Origin of the sequence: Paracoccus albus, from assembly GCF_027913035.1 — a bacterium.
Taxonomy (GTDB): Bacteria; Pseudomonadota; Alphaproteobacteria; order Rhodobacterales; family Rhodobacteraceae; genus Paracoccus; species Paracoccus albus.
On record NZ_CP115775.1, the window covers coordinates 1,117,142 to 1,135,994 of the forward strand.

At 58.8% G+C, this 18,853-nt stretch carries 15 protein-coding genes and 3 pseudogenes; 12 read left to right on the plus strand and 6 right to left on the minus strand.

The annotated features are described in order from the left end of the window. Positions 1 to 25: 25 nt before the first annotated feature. The 5 genes from PAF20_RS05525 to PAF20_RS05545 all read right to left on the minus strand — a co-directional run bounded on the left by PAF20_RS05525 (position 26) and on the right by PAF20_RS05545 (position 4,528). Positions 26 to 982, minus strand: coding sequence for a TAXI family TRAP transporter solute-binding subunit (locus tag PAF20_RS05525; protein ID WP_271072720.1), 957 nt, complete (start codon positions 980 to 982; stop codon positions 26 to 28). 128 nt (positions 983 to 1,110) lie between these two features. Beyond that, positions 1,111 to 1,473 carry a Grx4 family monothiol glutaredoxin gene (gene grxD / locus PAF20_RS05530; RefSeq protein WP_271072721.1) on the minus strand — a complete coding sequence of 121 codons (363 nt, stop codon included), beginning with the start codon at positions 1,471 to 1,473 and terminating at the stop codon, positions 1,111 to 1,113. A 10-nt stretch (positions 1,474 to 1,483) separates the two neighbouring features. Further along, entirely contained in the window at positions 1,484 to 1,726 is a 243-nt protein-coding gene (locus PAF20_RS05535) for a BolA family transcriptional regulator (protein ID WP_271072722.1), read from the minus strand. 72 nt (positions 1,727 to 1,798) lie between these two features. Beyond that, positions 1,799 to 3,295, minus strand: coding sequence for a glycosyltransferase family 2 protein (locus PAF20_RS05540; protein ID WP_271072723.1), 1,497 nt, complete (start codon positions 3,293 to 3,295; stop codon positions 1,799 to 1,801). Positions 3,296 to 3,787: 492 nt separating this feature from the next. Next, entirely contained in the window at positions 3,788 to 4,528 is a 741-nt protein-coding gene (locus PAF20_RS05545; protein WP_271072724.1) for a PAS domain-containing protein, read from the minus strand. A gap of 183 nt (positions 4,529 to 4,711) precedes the next feature. Between PAF20_RS05545 and gmk the strand changes: the two genes are divergently transcribed. From gmk to ispG, 4 genes are read left to right on the plus strand one after another with little or no spacing between them, the layout of a single operon-like run. Further along, positions 4,712 to 5,344, plus strand: coding sequence for a guanylate kinase (gene gmk / locus PAF20_RS05550; protein WP_271072725.1), 633 nt, complete (start codon positions 4,712 to 4,714; stop codon positions 5,342 to 5,344). Beyond that, complete coding sequence (locus tag PAF20_RS05555; protein ID WP_271072726.1) at positions 5,341 to 5,862, plus strand: gamma carbonic anhydrase family protein; 522 nt, start codon at positions 5,341 to 5,343, stop codon at positions 5,860 to 5,862. The genes gmk and PAF20_RS05555 overlap by 4 nt, the downstream gene beginning before the upstream one ends. Before the next feature lies 1 nt (position 5,863). Next, on the plus strand, positions 5,864 to 6,964 hold the full coding sequence (locus PAF20_RS05560) for a sensor histidine kinase (RefSeq protein ID WP_271072727.1): 1,101 nt from the start codon (positions 5,864 to 5,866) through the stop codon (positions 6,962 to 6,964). 55 nt (positions 6,965 to 7,019) lie between these two features. Next, on the plus strand, positions 7,020 to 8,147 hold the full coding sequence (gene ispG, locus PAF20_RS05565) for a flavodoxin-dependent (E)-4-hydroxy-3-methylbut-2-enyl-diphosphate synthase (protein ID WP_271072728.1): 1,128 nt from the start codon (positions 7,020 to 7,022) through the stop codon (positions 8,145 to 8,147). An 82-nt stretch (positions 8,148 to 8,229) separates the two neighbouring features. Here the strand turns inward: ispG and PAF20_RS05570 are convergent, their stop codons facing one another. After that, positions 8,230 to 8,973, minus strand: a complete 744-nt coding sequence (locus tag PAF20_RS05570) for a DsbA family protein (protein WP_271072729.1) — start codon at positions 8,971 to 8,973, stop codon at positions 8,230 to 8,232. A 130-nt stretch (positions 8,974 to 9,103) separates the two neighbouring features. Here PAF20_RS05570 and PAF20_RS05575 point away from each other — a divergent pair, with 130 nt between their 5' ends. From PAF20_RS05575 to PAF20_RS18835, 8 genes and pseudogenes are all read left to right on the plus strand, one after another. Continuing rightward, positions 9,104 to 10,240, plus strand: coding sequence for a pyridoxal phosphate-dependent aminotransferase (locus tag PAF20_RS05575; RefSeq protein ID WP_271072730.1), 1,137 nt, complete (start codon positions 9,104 to 9,106; stop codon positions 10,238 to 10,240). Beyond that, positions 10,240 to 11,424: an N-acetylmuramoyl-L-alanine amidase family protein gene (locus tag PAF20_RS05580; protein WP_271072731.1), complete on the plus strand. Its 1,185-nt coding sequence runs from the start codon at positions 10,240 to 10,242 to the stop codon at positions 11,422 to 11,424. Before PAF20_RS05575 ends, PAF20_RS05580 begins: the two co-directional genes overlap by 1 nt. Before the next feature lie 101 nt (positions 11,425 to 11,525). Continuing rightward, the gene (locus PAF20_RS05585; protein ID WP_271072732.1) at positions 11,526 to 14,114 is read left to right on the plus strand and encodes a penicillin-binding protein 1A; all 2,589 of its coding nucleotides are present in this window, start codon (positions 11,526 to 11,528) and stop codon (positions 14,112 to 14,114) included. 86 nt (positions 14,115 to 14,200) lie between these two features. Continuing rightward, a complete protein-coding gene (gene prfB, locus PAF20_RS05590; RefSeq protein ID WP_271072733.1) occupies positions 14,201 to 15,328 on the plus strand; it encodes a peptide chain release factor 2 in 1,128 nt (375 codons plus the stop codon). 139 nt (positions 15,329 to 15,467) lie between these two features. Further along, positions 15,468 to 15,941, plus strand: a pseudogene (locus tag PAF20_RS05595) (transposase); the annotation flags it as partial. 88 nt (positions 15,942 to 16,029) lie between these two features. Then, a complete protein-coding gene (locus PAF20_RS05600; RefSeq protein ID WP_271072734.1) occupies positions 16,030 to 17,058 on the plus strand; it encodes an IS110 family RNA-guided transposase in 1,029 nt (342 codons plus the stop codon). A gap of 270 nt (positions 17,059 to 17,328) precedes the next feature. After that, positions 17,329 to 17,643, plus strand: a pseudogene (locus PAF20_RS05605) (transposase); the annotation flags it as partial. Between the two features lie 86 nt (positions 17,644 to 17,729). After that, positions 17,730 to 18,521 (plus strand): annotated as a pseudogene (locus PAF20_RS18835) (IS5 family transposase). Positions 18,522 to 18,853 lie beyond the last annotated feature (332 nt).

Below are 18,853 nucleotides of genomic sequence, written 5' to 3' on the forward strand. Positions count from 1 at the left end.
ACGCAATAGCGCCGGCCCGGTCTATTTATTCGGCGCTTACGCCGACTTCGTCATAGTAACGCTGCGCACCGGGATGGACCGGGATCGGCATACCCTGAAGTGCGTTCTGCACGTCGATGGCATTTGCGGCAGCATGTGCGGCCTTAAGCTCATCAAGGTTTTCGAAGATCGACTTCGTCATCGCATAGGCCGCGTCATCGCTGACCGCGTCCGAGCTGACAAGGTAGTTGATGACAGCTACCGTCGGCACGCTCTCTGCCTGACCCTCATAGGTTTCGGCAGGAATTTCACCGGCGACATAGGGCGCACCCAGTTCCTCGGCCACGTCGGCCGGTACCGACACGACTGTGATCGGGATCGAGGTCGAAAGGTCTTTCAGCGACGCAACGCCAAGACCGGCGGATTGCAGCGTCGCATCCAGCTGGCGGTTCTTCATCAATTCGACCGATTCCGCGAAGGGCAGGTATTCCACCTTGCCCAGATCGTCATAGCTCATCCCGGCGGCCTCAAGGATTGCACGGGCGTTCAGCTCTGTCCCAGATTTCGGCGCACCGACCGACACCGATTTCCCGGCCAGATCGGCCAGCGTGGTGATGCCAGATTCTTCGCTGGCGACGATCTGAATATAGTTCGGATAGACCGCAGCGATACCGCGCAGCTTGTCCAGGGGCGCGGGGAAACCCGCATCCGCATTTCCTTCGGCGGCCAGTTTCACAGAGTCACCAAGCGAGAAACCGATTTCGCCTTTCGCCTGCTGAAGCAGGTTGAGGTTTTCAACCGATGCCTTGGTCGATTGAACCTGAACCTTGGCGTCCGGCAGAGCTTCCGAGTAAATTTTCGACAGCGCGACACCCATCGGATAATAGACACCCGACGTGCCGCCCGTCAGCACATTGATGAAATCCTGCGCCTGAGCGCCAAGCGGCGCAGCGACAGCTGAAAGACCAAGCAGCGTGGCTGCGACGCGATTGCGAAGGGTCATTCCTACCTCCCGGTTATGGTTTTGACTGGCGACAGGTTAGGTGCGATTTGGGGCGGCGTCAAAAGCAAAAACCCCGCCTTGCGGCGGGGCTTCGTCACTTGGGAAATCTGCTGAGAGGGAGGCACGGCTCAGGCGTTCGCTTCGCGAATCTTATCGGCAGCTTCCTTGTTGTAGGTGATCTCTTTCTGGTCAAACAGCTCATCCAGCTCACCCGCCAGCGTCATCTCGGTCACGATATCGCAGCCGCCGATGAATTCACCCTTGACGTAAAGCTGAGGGATCGTCGGCCAGTTCGAGAAATCCTTGATGCCCTGGCGAACACCTTCGTCAGCCAACACGTTCACATCGCGATAGGCCACGCCCATATAGTTCAGCACACCGGCGACGCGGCTGGAAAACCCGCATTGCGGCATTTCCTTGGTGCCCTTCATGAAAAGCACCACTTCGTTCTCGTCCAGTGCCTGTTGGATTTGCGCACGCGCGTCGGTCATCGGTTCTTCCTCAATCAGGGGCTTTCGTGGTCAGGGCGAGGGCATGAAGCTGGCCGTTTGGCCCGTCCATCTTGCCGTTCAGCGCCGCATAAACCGCACGCTGCTGCTCTACCCGGTTCTTTCCACGAAAGGATTCATCAATCACTTCGGCCGCATAGTGATTGCCGTCGCCGGCCAGATCGTTGACCGTGATCGTCGCATCCGGAAAAGCTTCGCGGATCAGGGCTTCGATTTCGTGCGCTTCTATCGCCATGCAGTCGTCCTTCGCTTTCGGTAAAGATGTAGGTGAAGGGCGGGCGCCTCGCAAGGGTGTGCGCCGCGGCGTTCAGCTTTCGTGCCGCCATTTCCACCAATGCGTGCGTTGAGGTCGACTTCGGTCGAAGGCCTTCATTTGTCCGGGCGGAAGGCAGGACATACGGGGCGTCCCGGCATCCGGCATCCGGACATCGTCGCGCGTGATGCCAAGCCGGTTTGCGTGCCATTTTTTTGCCAGTTCAGCCGCGGCAAACGGTCGTCCGACATATTTTTGCGCCGCGGCCTCTTCGCTGAGTGCCATGTAATGCCGGAGGTTATGCGAGACCGGGGCGACGCGCAGGGGCCCGGATAGCCGATGACCCGCATCTGCGACATTCGAAAGCCCCAGCCCATGCCGCCACATGCGCATCAAACGGAAGGGAACCGGCTCGAAAAGGTAATAGCGGCGCATCTGCGCTGCATAGTCCTTTCCGGCGAAGTCCTGATGGTGTTCAGGAAGGAAAACGAATTCGTTAAAGTTTATCGCGTTATATTCTGATTTTTCTGCATTTTGTGCGATTTCAAGGAGCGTTCGTCCTTCGTCACGATGCTCGATAATCTCGTCGGCATCCATATGGATGATCCAACGAGGTGCGTGCCGCTCGATAAGGCGGTGCTTCTTCTTCAGTTGCGCTTCTACCGAAAAAGCACCGTCATAGGGCAGATGGTGCAGTTCTTCGATGCCATCGCCGATGAGCTTCTCGGCCATTTCGACAGAGCCGTCATCGGAGCCATTGTCGATATATACCAAGGGAACAGATTGTTTTTTCATATTTTCTGTGAGGGTCGGCAGATATTCCTTCGTGTTCCTGCCGCAAACAAATGCCATGACTGGCGCCGCAGCGCGACCGATAATGTCGGGCGCGTGGGTCATTTCGATGCCGGGAGTGTTAACCCGCAACTGGCGGATATGAGAGATTGCTTCGTCAAAATTTTGAATAATATCTGAAAATTTTTCTGGAGTATCGCTATGCACAGCGGGCACATTTGGAATTTTCAGATCAATTAGCTGGCCGGTATCCACGCTCACGCGCCGCGCGGAAAAGCCGGACAGGGCAGCCGACAGCATCGCCTCACCTATCTGAATTTCTTGAATTAAATTATTTAAACGTCTGAAATTTATATTGATTTTGAAATCTTTAGTTTTTGGAATTGGTAGTACGGTGCTTTCACCACTTTGCTGAGCTTGCTGCGTCCATGCCTCGTTCCGCAAAGATCGCAGAACTGCACGGACGGGATCAGCCGTCGACATCGTGATGAAATCGGCGTCGGACAATATTTGCAGCGCGAAACGCGCGTCATACAATACTGTCGATTGGATAACAGCGATGCGCCGGTCCTTGCCGGTTGGAAGGCTGCCGCGATGAGCAATTTCCGAAATCCGGCCGGCACTCAACTCGGGCGAAGGCGCGACGCCCGGCGTGACCGTCATGACCTCGGCACCAGAGAGGTGTAGCAGCTGCATCACCCTCAGCGGCATCACGGACATTGACGGAACACAAATGATCGACAGCCAATTTTCAGCCATTCCTAAACTCCAGCCTGAATTTTTGTATTTATTATCAATGAGTCACGGAAAGTGAAGTGGAACTGCACAGCAAGTTCCTTATCTTCGTCTGCCCTGTTGCCGAAGGGGCTGCGTAGATCATATCACCACAGATCCGTGGTTCGGGACCCGTTCGTTCACAGGACGTTGCCGAAATGTAAAAATCTTTCGCGACCGCCGGGCCGTCCATCTTTCAGGTTCCTTTTTGAATCATTTTTCCGACTTACGGAAAGAGAGGCTTCGACAGGTTGCCGGTTGGACTTTTCGCGCATTTGAGCCGGAGCTCGGGATAAGGGCCAAGATCGTTGCGAAGTAGCGTCAGCGCCAACCTGCTAACGAGAGAAAAAACGGTCTGGTGGGGACTGCGGGCTCGACAAATGTTCAGGCGAAAATATGAACAAGACGACCGGCGAAGAGATAGTGAAACGGTGCCTATACGACAAATACGATCAAGAAAATTTCGGGAATGAAAACCTAGTCGCTGGTGCTCTCTATCAAACGAAAGCGGGCCCGCCGATCTTCCGGGGTTGCGTTTCTGTCGAGCGGTTTCAGCACCGGACGTCGAAGGATAGGTGCCTGCCAGGATGGCGGCGGCTCGGCAACGCCATCGCTGGCGGGTGGGAGCGGGGCGGCCCCCTCGATCACCGGGAACACCGTCTCTGTCAGGATGTCGAACCGGCGGGGTCCGCGACCAATGGTGCCTTCACTGACCAGACAGCCAAGCGCGCGGGTGACGTCACCGAGATCCGAGCGCAACGGAAGAAACAACATCCGGCCGCGCAGTTCGGGTCGGCCATAGGCGGCGCGGGAATGCAGCGCGATATCAGCGATCTGCGGGCCCTTGAAGACCGTTTCCAGGACATCCGACAACCGCCCGCGGCTGTCCGGATTAAGGAACGAACAGACCGGCATACCGCGCACTTCCATGCCCATCAGGTCGATCAGGTGCCGGCCAGACAGGCGAAACCGCGCGGCTCCGGGCGCGATGCGCTCAAGGATGAAGGCGAAATCCAGCACTGTGCGGATGCCGCTTGCCTCGACATCGGTTCGCTCAGGGACCGCGCGGCCACGGCGAAGGCTGTCCCAATAGCTCCTTATGGCAGATACGACGCGATCCGCGCTGACAGGTGCGACAACCGAAAGGTCGACGATTTTTGCCCCGGCCTGTTCGGCTTGGCGCTTGCCCGGATCGTCTGTGCCGCTGTCGTCACTCATCAATTTCAACCTATTCTGCCAGTCGGCGCCGCTGAAACCTCCACCAGATTTTCGCAGGCTTTCCGTAATGTTAGCCGATCTGTCGCGCAAAGAGGTCCAAAATCTTTCTGCTTGGTTAAGTGCGAAGGGTTGATTCTTCTCTTCACCGCCGGGCAAAAGCGCGCAAGGAAATTCGAGGGCTGCATGGACCGGACCGGGCTGTTAATCATTCTGTCGTCACCTTCAGGTGCGGGCAAGTCGACGCTGGCACGGCGTTTGATCGAATGGGATCCGACTCTGTCGTTTTCGGTCTCCGCAACGACCCGCGCCCCGCGTCCCGGAGAGGTTGACGGCCAGCATTACCATTTCATCGAGCGGCCCGAATTCGCGAAGATGGTGGCCTCTGGCGATATGCTGGAACATGCAGAAGTCTTCGGCAATCTCTACGGTTCACCCCGTGGGCCGGTGGAAACCGCGATGCAGGCAGGCCGTGACACGATCTTCGACGTGGACTGGCAGGGCGGCCAGCAGATCCGGACATCGGCGCTTGGTCCGCATGTGGTGTCGATCTTCATCCTTCCCCCATCCTTGAACGAACTGGAACGGCGGCTGGTCCAGCGTGGGCAGGATTCGGCAGAGGTGATTGCCGGACGGATGGATAAAAGCCGGGACGAGATTTCACATTGGGCCGAATATGATTATGTGCTGGTGAATGACGATCTGGAAGAAAGCTTTGAGCGCCTTGTTTCCATCCTGACAGCCGAAAGATTACGGCGTGACAGGCAAAAGGGCCTGGGTGGGTTTGTCAGAACATTGATGGAGGGAGAAGGCGCATGATCTGGGAACTGGACGGGATCGCCCCTGAAATCGCCGGGGACGCGTGGATCGCGCCGGATGCGCAGATCATTGGTCGCGTCGTGATCGAGCCCGGTGCCAGCGTTTGGTGGGGTGCCGTGCTGCGCGGCGATTGCGAAGAGATCCGCATCGGTCGGGGATCGAACATACAGGATCTTTGCTGCCTCCATACCGATCCGGGATTCCCTCTGGTTCTCGGGCAGAACGTCACGGTCGGTCATCGCGCCATTCTGCACGGATGCAAGGTCGATGACGGCGCGCTGATCGGGATGGGCGCGACGGTGCTGAACGGTGCGCATATTGGCGCGGGTTCGCTTGTCGGTGCCTCCGCACTGATTTCGGAAGGCAAGGAAATCCCGTCGCGCGTGTTGGTCATGGGGGCTCCGGGCCGCGTCGTGCGTGACATCGACGATGCCGCTTATGAGGGGCTTCGGAAGAACGCGCAACGCTATGTCGAAAACGGGGCGCGCTTTCGTACCGGCCTGAAACGGATCGACTAAGGTGGATCAGGCGATTATCCAGCAGGTGATCGCGGCCCTGCCGGTGCCTGTCGTTGCGCTTGATGCAGAGGCGCGCGTCTTTGCCGCGAATGTGGCTGCATCGCGTCTGTTGGGTGACAACCTGACCGATCGCCCCTTTGTTACCGTTCTGCGTCATCCGGTCATTGTTCAGGCAGTCGATTCGGTGCTCGATCCCGCCCATGTCGACCCGCCTGTTCCGGACCCCAATCTGGCGAAGGTGGAATCAGGCGGCTACCGCAATCGCGTTGTCATTTCCGCGCGGGGAAGGGACCTTCCGGTCGAGGTAACCGTATCTGCCATGCCCACGAAATTCGGCCGTGGCGCACTGGTCGTGATCGAGGACAGTTCAGGGATTGAGGAAGCCGGCCAGTTGCGCCGCGACTTTGTCGCCAATGTCAGCCATGAGTTGCGCACCCCTCTGACCGCGATGATCGGATTTATCGAAACCCTTCGCGGTCCGGCCCGCGATGATCCGGGCGCGCGTGACCGTTTCCTTCAGATCATGGAAACAGAGGCCGCGCGCATGAACCGGCTGGTTCTGGATCTGCTTTCGCTCAGCCGTGTCGAATCCGAAGAACGCCGCAGGCCCGCAGAAACCGTCGACCTTGCAATGCTGGTCCGTGCCGTTACCGAAACCCTGGCACAGCAGGCCCTTGCCAACAATGTCCGCATTCTGGTCGAGGGGGCCGACAGTCCCGTCTATGTCGCAGGTGATGCCGATCAGCTGACGCAGGTGTTTCACAATCTTGTGGAAAACGCCGTGAAATATGGTGGCACAGGCGGTCTGGTCACGTTGCGGCTGTCTCATATCGCGCATGAGCCAAGCCTGCGCGGCCCGGCCTGTTCGGTCGCTGTCATAGATCAGGGCGAAGGAATAGATGAGATGCATCTGCCCCGCCTGACAGAGCGTTTTTATCGCGTCGACAGTCACCGATCGCGCGAGAAGGGCGGGACCGGGCTGGGTCTGGCCATCGTCAAACATATCACCAGCCGGCATCGCGGAAAGCTGCGCATCGAAAGCGAGCCGGGACAGGGGTCTCGCTTTACTGTGATCCTGCCAGCCGATCCTGAACGGCGCTGAACTTGCCGCGCGGGCGGCAAAGGACTATCTGTAGCGCAGCAATTCGGGGATCAAGATGACGCATAATCCCATTCGTCCGTGGCGTGATATCGAGCGTCGCAGATCGCGCAAGATCATGGTCGGCAATGTGCCGGTCGGCGGTGACGCGCCGATCAGTGTGCAGACGATGACGAACACCGACGGCCACGATGTCCGTGCGACGCTGGATCAGGTGATCCGCGCGGCGGATGCCGGTGCGGATATTGTGCGTATCTCGGCCCCGGATCAGGAAACGACAACGGCGCTGAAGGAAATCTGCCGTGAAAGCCCGGTCCCGATCGTGGCGGACATCCATTTCCACTACAAACGCGCTATTGAGGCGGCGGAAGCGGGCGCGGCCTGCCTGCGTATCAACCCCGGCAATATCGGCAGCGCCGACCGCGTGGCCGAGGTGGTGCGTGCCGCCAAGGATCATGGATGCTCCATCCGCATTGGCGTGAATGCCGGTTCGCTGGAAAAACACCTGCTGGAAAAATATGGAGAGCCATGCCCGGACGCGATGGTTGAAAGCGGCATGGACCATATCAAGATCCTGCAGGATCATGATTTCCACGAATTCAAGATCAGCGTAAAGGCATCAGATGTGTTTCTGTCGGCGGCTGCCTATCAGCAATTGGCCGAGGTGACCGACGCGCCGATCCATCTGGGCATTACCGAGGCCGGGGGCCTGCGCGGCGGCACGGTTAAATCGGCCATCGGGCTGGGTAATCTGCTCTGGGCAGGTATCGGCGACACCATTCGCGTCAGCCTTTCGGCCGATCCGGTCGAAGAGGTCAAGGTCGGCTTCGAGATACTCAAGTCGCTGGGTTTACGCACCCGCGGCGTTCAGATCATCTCCTGCCCGTCATGTGCGCGGCAGGGTTTCGACGTCATCAAGACCGTTGAAAAGCTGGAAGAGCGGCTGGAGCATATCAAGACACCCATCAGCCTTTCGATCATCGGTTGCGTCGTGAACGGTCCGGGAGAGGCGCTGATGACCGATATCGGCTTCACCGGCGGCGGGGCGGGGTCCGGCATGGTCTATATGGCCGGGAAGCAGGACCACAAGATGAGCAATGAGCAGATGATCGACCACATCGTCGAACTGGTCGAGGAACGCGCCGACAAGATCGAGGCCGCGAAAGCCGCACAGGCGGCGGAGTAGCTGCGCGGGCAGGACCGGGGCGCTGCCCCGGACCCCGAGGTATTTATCTCACCAAAGACAGAGCAGATGTGCTGACAGGCGATCAGCCTTCCTGCGCCTGACGCGCCTGTTCGATCACGGGAACGATGCCGGTCTGCGGCATACCGCGCAGCAGCGTGTCGCCAATGATGAAGCTGGGCGTGCCGGAAATCTGCAATTGCTGGGCCAGCTGCGCATTTGCGGCCAGCACCTCATTTACCGCGTCCGAGTTCATCGCCGTCATGATGGCGTCGGCATCGAAGCCCATTTCTTCTGCTGTGGCGCGCAGGCTGTCCTCGCTGACATTGCCGCGCATCGTATAGAAATGGTCATGGACTTTCTTATATGCCTCGTTGCCTTCGGCCTGCTTCACCGCAATGGCAAAGCGTGACGCAAGTTCGCTTTCCTCGCCCAGGATCGGATAATCCTTGAAGATGACGCGGACGTTCTCGTCATTGGCCACGACCTCTTCGACATGGGGAAAGACCTGCCGGCAGACGCCGCAGCGGTAGTCGATGAATTCGACGACAGTGATATCGCCGTCGGGGTTGCCGCCGACATAGCTGTTGCCATCGTTGTAGATTTCATCCTGAAGCTGGGCGATCATCGCCGCGTCATTTTTCGTTTCCTCAGCCATGCGGCGCTGTTCAAGCGCGTTCATCGCCTCGATCATGACTTCGGGGTTTTCCATCAGGTATTCGCGAACAGCCGCGCCGAATGCCTCTTTTTCGCTATCGCTCATCGCGCCGAGGTCCAGTGCGAGGGCCGGTGTGGCAGTCATGAGCAGGGCGGCGAGCAGCGATTTCATCATGGCATCCTTTCCAACTTTGGGCGGAGACTGTCGAGAAATGCCGGGAAAGACAAGCCAAGCTTGCGTGAATAGCTTGACCCGGCGGTCGGGCGGGGGGCATAGACCAAAAAAAGCAGCAGAGGCAGAAATGCGGCAGTCAGTTCGTGGTCAGGTCGACCCGTTCATCGTCATGGATGTCATGGAATCCGCGCGTCGGGCAGAGGCGGGGGGCCAGCATATCATCCATATGGAGGTCGGCCAGCCTGCAACCGGTGCGCCTGGGGCAGCTCGTGCGGCTTTGCAGGCCAGGCTGGCAGAGCCGCTGGGTTATACGGTCGCGCTTGGTCTGCCGGAATTGCGCGAGGGGATCGCGGTGCTGTATCGCGACTGTTATGGCGTCGATCTGGACCCGGCGCGGGTGGTTGTCACACCAGGATCCTCGGGGGCGTTCATGCTGGCCTTTTCGGCGCTGTTTGATGCGGGGGATCGGGTTGCCCTGGGTGAGCCGGGCTATCCCAGCTATCGTCAGATCATGCGGGCAATGTCGCTTGAACCTGTCGGCATCCAGACCGCACCGGAAAACCGCTATCAGCCGCGACCGAATGAAATTCCGACGGATGTGCAGGGACTGATGCTGGCCTCGCCCGGCAATCCGTCTGGCACCATGCTTGGGCTGGACGATTATCGCGGGCTGTTGGATCGCGCGGCTGATTTGGATGTCAGCGTCATCTCGGACGAAATCTATCACGGGCTGAGCTATGGCGCGCGGTGCCATTCGGCACTGGAAGTCAGCGATGACGTTTATGTAATCAATTCGTTCTCGAAGTATTTTTCGATGACCGGCTGGCGGATCGGCTGGATGGTCGTGCCGCAGGATCATATCCGCACGATCGAGCGCATCGCGCAGAACATGTTCATTTGCCCGCCCCATGCGTCACAGGTTGCGGCGCTCGCAGCATTGGATGCGCGCGACGAGTGCGATGCGTTGCTGGCGACCTATGCCGAAAACCGCCGCCTGTTGCTGGAGGCATTGCCGAAGATCGGCTTTGACAGGATCGCGCCACCGGATGGGGCCTTCTATATTTATGCCGATGTTTCTGCGCTGACGGATGACAGCCTTTCTTTCGCGGCCGAGATTCTGGATCACGCGGGTGTGGCCGTGACTCCGGGGCTGGATTTCGATCCCCGTCGCGGGGCCACGACACTGCGTTTCTCCTATGCCCGCAGCACTGATGATATTGCCGAGGGTATCGCGCGGCTGACCCGTTTCATGGACCAACGGTGATGCGCTGCCTGGCGCTGTTGATCTGGCTGATCCTGCCTTTTGCGGCGCTTGCACAGGATCAGGCGCCGAAACTGGACGTCGCTGCCTCGTCAGTCACGCTGGAGGCAGAGGACCTGCTGATATCGTTGCGACTGACGCGGGGCATACCCTATCGCCTGACGCTCGTGGCCGAACCGAAGCGCCTGATTGTCGATATGAAGGGAGCAGGCGCGGACGCGGATGATCTGGCCGCGATCAGGGGGGCGGAACTGTTCGAAGGTTTGCGCAACGGGCCGATCAGCGATGGCTGGCACAGGCTGGTTTTCCAGCTTCGTGCGCCATATGCCGTCGAAAGTGCAACGATGAAATCAGGTGACAGCGCACGGCTGGATATCAGGTTGGTGCCCGTTGCGGCGGAAGAATTCGTTGGTGCCTCGAATGCCGTGTCAGCCATGTGGAACCTGCCGGAACCGACGACGCCTGTGGTCGACCCGGCGCGACCGCGGCCCGTGAGGGTGGCGATTGATCCCGGACATGGCGGCATAGATGCAGGCGCGGTCGAGGCGGGGCTGCGCGAAGCTGATCTGATGCTGGACTTTGCCCATGAGCTGACGGAAAAGCTTATCCGTGCGGGGTTTGAGGTCGTGCTGACGCGACGCCGGGACGAATTCGTCGGACTGGAGGCGCGGATGACCGAAGCACGCGCATCAAAGGCCGATCTTCTGATCTCGCTTCATGCCGATGCGTTGCCGGATGGGCAGGCCGCGGGTGCCGCGATCTTTACCTGGAATACCGAGGCGGATGACCGTGCCTCTCGGCAGCTTGCCGCTCGGCACGACCGCGCCGATCTGGTGGCCGGGTTGGATCTTGCCGGAACGGACGATCACATCGCGGCCACGCTGATGGATATGGCGCGAGCGGATACGCAGCCGAGGTCGGAGGCCCTGGCCCAGCATATGTCGTCATCGCTTGCGCAGGCCGGGCTGGCTTTGCGCAGCAGGCCCGTGAAGGGCGCTGCGTTCAGCGTACTGAAATCGCCCGATATTCCTTCGGTTCTGGTCGAGCTGGGCTTTCTGACCGACGCGGGTGATCGCGAAAACCTGACAAATGACGCTTGGCGCGCCCGTATGGCAGGGGCCATTTCCCAGGCTGTCGTGACATGGTCAGAGGACGATACCGCACGCGCGACGCTACGCCGCCACTAGCAAAAATTTACCATTTATATATACCAGTCACCCAAGCTTGTTTTGACGCGTCCATCTGCGACGTTTAAGAAGCCGCAAAAAGTCGCAAGAGGCAGCACCGCGTGGTTCGGTTTATTCTATCCTTTTTCGGGTCTATCTTCTCGTTCCTGGTCACAGGCGCGATTTTCGGAATGTTGATTCTCGGCGGCGTGTTCTGGACATTCTCGCGCGACCTACCCAGCCATGAACAATTGTCGCAATATGCGCCCAAGACGATCAGCCGCGTTTATTCCGGTGAAGGGCAGTTGATTGACGAATTCGCGCAGGAACGCCGTCTTTTCGTGCCGGGAGAAGAAATTCCCGCACTGGTCAAGGAAGCCTTTGTCTCTGCCGAGGATAAGAACTTCTACAACCACCACGGCTTCGACCCCCGGGGTATTGCGGCAGCGGCCTATCAGGCGGTGGCCTCTGGCGGGGCGAACCTGCGCGGTGCCTCGACCATTCCTCAGCAGGTGACAAAGAATCTGTTGCTGTCCTCTGACCGGACGGTCGAGCGGAAGGTGAAAGAACTGATCCTCGCCACTCGGCTGGAGCAGTCGCTGACCAAGGACCAGATCCTTGAGCTTTACCTGAATGAGATATTTCTGGGTCAGAACAGTTATGGCGTGGCCGCCGCCGCGCAGACCTATTTCAATAAAACCCTGTCCGAACTTGCCCCGCATGAGGCCGCGACGCTGGCCGCCATGCCGCAGGCGCCGGGTCGCTATCACCCCGTCCGCGCGAAAGAGGTCGTGACCGACCGGCGCAATTACGTTCTCCGGGAAATGTGGCAGAACGGCTATATTGACGAGGCAACCTACCGATCAGAGGCTGAACAGCCCCTGCGCTCTGTCCAGAACGGCGATTTTGAGGCGTTTTCCGAAAAGCTGCCGCCGCGCGATTATTTCACCGACGAGATCCGCCGCCAATTGTCCGAGGAATTCGGGCAGGATGAATTCTTTGGTGGTGGCCTGACGATTCGTGCAACCGTTGAACCTCACATGCAAAACCTTGCAGCAGATGCGCTGCGCGAGGCGTTGGAGGATTATGACCGTGGACGCGGTATCTGGCATGGTGTGATCGCCAATATCGCCGCCGACCAGTTGAACGATGAGGCCGCGTGGCGCGGCGCACTTTTCGATATCAGTGAAGCACCGCGCGACATCCCCGGCTGGATGCCCGCAGTCGTGCTGGCTGTCGAGGGCGGCAATGCGCGGATCGGGATCGAGGGGATCGAGGAAGATGCCGACGGTCACTGGATACCGGCCAAGGATGCGCAATGGGCGCGTCCACTGCTGGAGGACGGCTCGCTCGGCGGCAGGGCGCAGGGCGCCGGCGATCTGGTTAAGACCGGCGATGTCGTAATGGTGCGCGCAATGACAAGCGACAGCGATGGCAGCTTCATTCGCTGGACATTGCGGCAGGTGCCGGAAATCGAAGGCGGTTTCATGGCGATGGACGTAAATACGGGCCGCGTCATCGCCATGCAGGGTGGTTTCTCCTACCAATCGTCGGTCTTTAACCGTGCGACACAGGCGATGCGGCAGCCCGGTTCAAGCTTCAAACCCTTCGTTTATGCTGCGGCATTGGATGGCGGCTATACTCCGGCCACTATCGTCGTCGATGAGGAGATCGCGATAAACACACCTGATGGAATGTGGCGGCCCAAAAATAGCTCCAACCGGACATATGGTCCGACACCGCTGCGCACAGGTATCGAACAGTCGCGGAACCTGATGACGATCCGGGTGGCGCAGGATATCGGCATGGAAACCGTCGCCGATTACGCCGAACGCTTCGGTGTCTATCCCGAAGGACAGATGCGGCCTTTCCTCGCCAACTCTCTGGGCGCGCAGGAGACTACGCTGTATAACATGGTCGCTGCCTATGCGATGTTTGCCAATGGCGGCGAGCGGGTTGAGCCGACACTGGTGGACCGCGTGCAGGACCGTCGCGGCCGCACCATCTATCGCCACGATCAGCGCGATTGCGTGGGCTGCTCGATGAATGCCCTGCCTGCCGGAACCTCTCCCGAGATCGACACCAACCGCGAGCGCGTGATGGACGCCGTCACCGCCTATCAGATCACCTCGATGATGGAGGGTGTGGTCAAGCGCGGCTCTGGTTCGGGTGTCAACCTGCCGGTGCCTGTCGCTGGCAAAACCGGCACGACCAACGACGCCAAGGATGTCTGGTTCGTCGGCTTCACATCCAACATCGTGGCAGGCTGCTATCTGGGCTATGACCAACCGCGAACGCTGGGCAGCAACGCTTTTGGCGGCACGCTCTGTGTGCCTGTGTTCAACGCGTTCATGCGTGAAGCGGTAAAGGAATATGGCGGCAGTCAGTTCAAGGTGCCAGAGGGCGGCTATTTCGTGAAGATCGACCGCTTCACCGGCGCACGCCTGCCCTCCGATGCCTCCGGCCCGAATGTCATTTCGGAATTCTTCCGCGAGGGTTCGGACCTGAATACCGGCATGGATTACATCGACGGCGGCTTTGAACCGAAAGTCATGCCCAGCGTCGACGGCCTGCCGCTGACGCTGAAGGAACTGCCCAAGGCGAGCGAAGGGAGCTATGGCGCCAAGGCCATCACCACCTCGACCGGGCAGAAGAAGGTCATCCCAAGGAAGGCCGATTTCGGCACCATTTCCTCGGGTGGCCTGTACTGACCCACAGACAGGCTGCGGCGCTGCCCTTGTGAGGGCGGCGCTGACGGGTTATCTGACCATCCACCCGATCAGGAAGGACCAATCTCATGCGTGCCGAAACCGCTGCCACCGTCGAAGCGATCCGCAAGTCCCTGCGGCTGCTGGCACAGCGCATGGATTGGGAAACCGCACCCCATCGGCTGGAAGAGCTGAACGCCATGATCGAAGATGGCGATCTGTGGAACGACCCCGCGCGCGCACAGAAGCTGATGCGCGACCGGCAGGCCCTTGCGGATTCGGTCGAAGGCTACCGTCGTCTGTCCGGCGATCTGGAGGCCAATGCTGAAATGGTCGAACTGGCCGAGGCTGAAGGCGACAGCGAACTTGTGGCCGAGGCTGAGGGTAACCTGAAAAAGCTGGCCGAGGAGGCCGCGCAAAAAGAACTCGAAGCCCTGCTGAATGGCGAAGCGGACGGCAACGACACCTTCCTTGAAATCAACGCCGGTGCTGGCGGCACGGAAAGCTGCGACTGGGCGTCGATGCTGGCGCGGATGTATGTGCGTTGGGCCGAGAAGAAAGGCTATGACGTCGAACTGATTTCCGAATCCGCGGGCGAAGAGGCAGGGATCAGGTCTGCTGCCTATAAGATTTCGGGTCACAACGCATATGGCTGGCTCAAGACCGAATCCGGGGTGCACCGGCTGGTTCGGATCTCGCCCTATGACAGTTCGGCGCGGCGGCACACCTCTTTCAGCTCGGTCTGGGTCTATCCGGTGGTGGATGACAATATCGAGATCACCATTCCGGACAGCGAAATCCGCATCGACACCTACCGTTCCTCGGGTGCGGGCGGTCAGCACGTCAACACCACGGATTCGGCGGTGCGGATCACCCACTTGCCGACGAATATTGTTGTGACAAGTTCGATGAAGTCGCAGCACCAGAACCGTGAAGCCGCGATGAATGCTTTGAAAGCAAGGCTTTACCAGATGGAGCTCGACAAGCGCAACGCTGAGATCAACGCCCAGCATGACGCCAAGGGCGATGCCGGCTGGGGCAACCAGATCCGCTCCTACGTGCTCCATCCCTACCAGATGGTAAAGGACCTGCGCACCTCGCACGAGACCTCGGATACCCAGGGCGTCTTGGACGGCGACCTGGATGCCTTCATGGCGGCGACACTGGCACTGGATGTTTCGGGCAAAAGCCGCGCCGAGGCTACCGCCGAGGACTAAGGCCAGGCGTCAGCACGAAGGCCGTTCCGGGCAAGACGATCTGCTTTGACCAGACGCCATTCGATAGAGTTCGTTTAGGGTCAGGACCCATTGATTTCGGTTGGGCTACGTGCTTCGCCGCCCGAAAACGAGCGTGAACATGTCTGATCTTTTCTGGCGGACAGATGCGCAGATGGCGCTTCCTGAGCCCTATTTCCCGAAGCCCCACGGCAAGCCGCGCGTCTATGATCGGCGTGTGCTGAACGGTATTATCTTCATCAACCGCAATGGGTTGCGATGCTGCGATGCGCCGAAGGAATACGGGCCGGCAAAGACTCTCTACAACCGCTGGAGCGATAACGGCGTTTTCGCCCGTATCCTGACGGGCCTGTCCGCCGAGGGAACTGAGCACAAGACGATCATTATGGATGCGACCTATCTGCAGGCGCACCGCAAGGCCTCAAGCCTGGGCGTTAAAAAGGGGGCGTGCCCGCGAAATAGGCCGAAGTTCGAAGATCAGAAGGCGATCCCGAGGATAGTTTTCCTAAGAACGGTCGGCATGAATACCAAATTGCACGCGGCAACCGATGCGAAGGGCTGTCCGGTCGGGTTCTTCATCTCGGCCGGACAGGTCAGATGGAGTGGTTGCCGCCCTCCCTAGACGGCATCGCAATGTGCCAAGGTCGTGGTTTTCAACGCCACGCGCAAAGGAGGACGGCGAGATGAAGAATATGATGATCGGGGTCGATCTGGCAAAGGCAGTTTTTCAAGTTCATGGTGCCTTTCGAACGGGGGAGGTCCAGTTCCGCAAAAAACTGACGCGAAAGCAATTCCCCGCGTTTATGGCGCAGCAAGAGCCTAGCATGGTGATTTTCGAAGCATGCGGCAGCGCACATTTTTGGGCCCGTGAGATGGAAGCTCTTGGGCACGAGGTACAGCTGATCGCACCGCAATATGTGCGCCCTTTTGTGAAGCGGCAGAAAAATGATGCGGCCGATGCTGAGGCGCTTGTCATTGCGGCACGCCAGCCTGAGATGCGTTTCGTGGAGCCCAAAACAGTCGAGCAGCAGTCTTGCGCGGCGGTCTTCCGGGGCCGGGAACGATTGGTTCATCAGCGCACTGCGGATGTGAACGCCTTGCGGGCGCTACTGTACGAACATGGCCACGTATTTCCCGCGGGAATACGCTACCTCGACCGCATGGTAGCATTTGTGGAGGATGCGGCATCCGAACTGCCAGCATTGATCCGGGAGGAGTGCCAGGATCTGCTGGCGCAGATTGCAGAGAAAACGACGCGTATTGCCAAGCGCACCACGAAACTCAAAGTTCTGGCCTCCCAGTCGGACAGGGCGCGTCAGCTACAAACCATGCCGGGTGTTGGCCCCCTGACGGCTGTCGCCGTGGAAGCGTTCGGACCTGACATGGCACAGTTCAAGACTGGACGTGACTTTGCGGCTTGGTTGGGTTTGGTGCCAAGACAGCATTCCTCTGGAGGCAAAGAGCGTCTGGGTCGAATGACCAAGGCCGGTCAGGCCGATATCCGACGTCTCCTTATCATTGGCGCAATGTCACGGTTAAACTGGCTTGGGCAGCGCACCATTGTAGAAGGGAGCTGGCTTTCACGCTTGTTGGCACGCAAACCTAAGATGTTGGTCGCGATCGCTCTGGCCAACAAGATGGCCCGGCAGATTTGGGCGATGCTGACGAAGAACGAGAACTACAAGAATCCCGCGCTTGCAGTCACAGCATAATGTTCATGCCGAACTGTTAGCAACGGTGCCAAGGGGTGTGGGAAGACGACGACCTGAATGGGCAAAACGATCGAACAGATCTGGGTTGGGAAAACCAGTTAATCGCTACGAGCTAAGAGCTCGAAAGTCAGATTTGGACCTAATTCGCTGATCACCATCTCGGCCTGCGGCTTCTGGAATCGCCGCGTCATGAAGGCCTCACAGAAGTTCGCACTCGATCACACGCCAACAAGGTCAGAAACTTCTTGCGCTAAGGGCGGCAACCACAGAAGCGATTACACCGCAGCAGCGGCGCTGCTGGGTAGCCTGCCGAAGGCTGACTGGCAGCTCGCCAATCGGGGCTATGACGCCGACTGGTTCCGAGAGGCGTTTAAAGACAAAGGGATACGCGCGTGTACTCCCGGCCGTAAGCGGCGCAAGAGGGCGGTGAAACACGACGAGCGCCGATAGAAACGCCGCAACCGGATCGAGGTCATGTTCGTTAGCCTCAAAGACTGGAGACACTTGGCCACCCGATACGACCGATGCCCGGAAACCTTTTTCTCAGCCATCGCTCTCGCCGCAACCGTCCTCTTCTGGGTATGATAAAGAACGAGTCTGGAGCCTAGGCTCGAGACCCATTGATTTCGCGCGAACTGCGTGCTTCACCGTTCGAGAATGGAGCGGTGAACATGTCTGATCTCTTCTGGCTGAGCGATGCTCAGATGGCGCGTCTTGAGCCCTATTTCCCGAAGTCCCACGGCAAGCCGCGCGTCGATGATCGTCGTGTGCTGAGCGGGATTATCTTCATCAACCGCAATGGGTTGCGCTGGCGCGACGCACCTGCGGAATACGGCCCGCACAAAACGCTCTACAACCGCTGGAAGCGGTGGAGTGATAAGGGCGTTTTCGCGCAGATTATGGCCGGCGAACACTGTGAGAGGAAGACGGTCATGATTAACGCCACCTATCTGAAGGCGCACCGGACCGTGACCAGCATGGCCGTGAGTTCGGAGGATTAGAAAACAGTCCAGTGGACTGTTTTCCCGACGAACGGGGGCGTGGACGCCTGATCGGCCGAACCAAGGGCGGCATGAATACCAAACTGCATGCCATTTGCGACAGCCAGGGGCGCCCGCTCAATCTGTTCGTCACCGCCGGTCAGGTCAGCGACTACATCGGCGCACGGGCATTGCTCGGCAGCCTGCCGGATGTCGATTGGCTGCTCGGCGATCGGAGCTATGATGCCGACTGGTTCAGGGAAGCATTGAAAGACAAAGGGATACGCGCGTGGTATCCCCGGTCGAAAGCAGCGCAAGAAAACTGTGAAGTACGACAAGCGCCGATACAAACGGCGCAACCGCATCGAAATCATGTTCGGCAGGCTGAAGGACCGGCGACGTGTCGCGACACGGTATGACCGGTGCGCAAAGGTCTTCCTCTCGGCAATCGCACTCGCAGCAACCGTCATCTGTTGGCTATGAGTCCTGACCCTAATTCATCTGCCGATACGGCGAAAGGCAGCGCTGCCGCAATTGCCGCAAAAACCAACTGGCGCATAACTGGGTATCTGTTTCAAGATCGACATCAACAAAGTCAACTTCCGCTTGAGTGTGCGGCAGTCCAAAGTGCTCACAAAATGTTGGCATATTCCACCTGACGACAACTATAGATGGTAGTGTCTATCTTTTTCTCGCATATGCCAAGAAGAAGTTGCGCATTTGGATGTGCCAGTGCCGCATCGGTTTCTGCATTGCGTATTGATCAGGTGCCGTTCAACGAGCGCCGACGTGAGGTTTGCCCCTTTCGATACCAT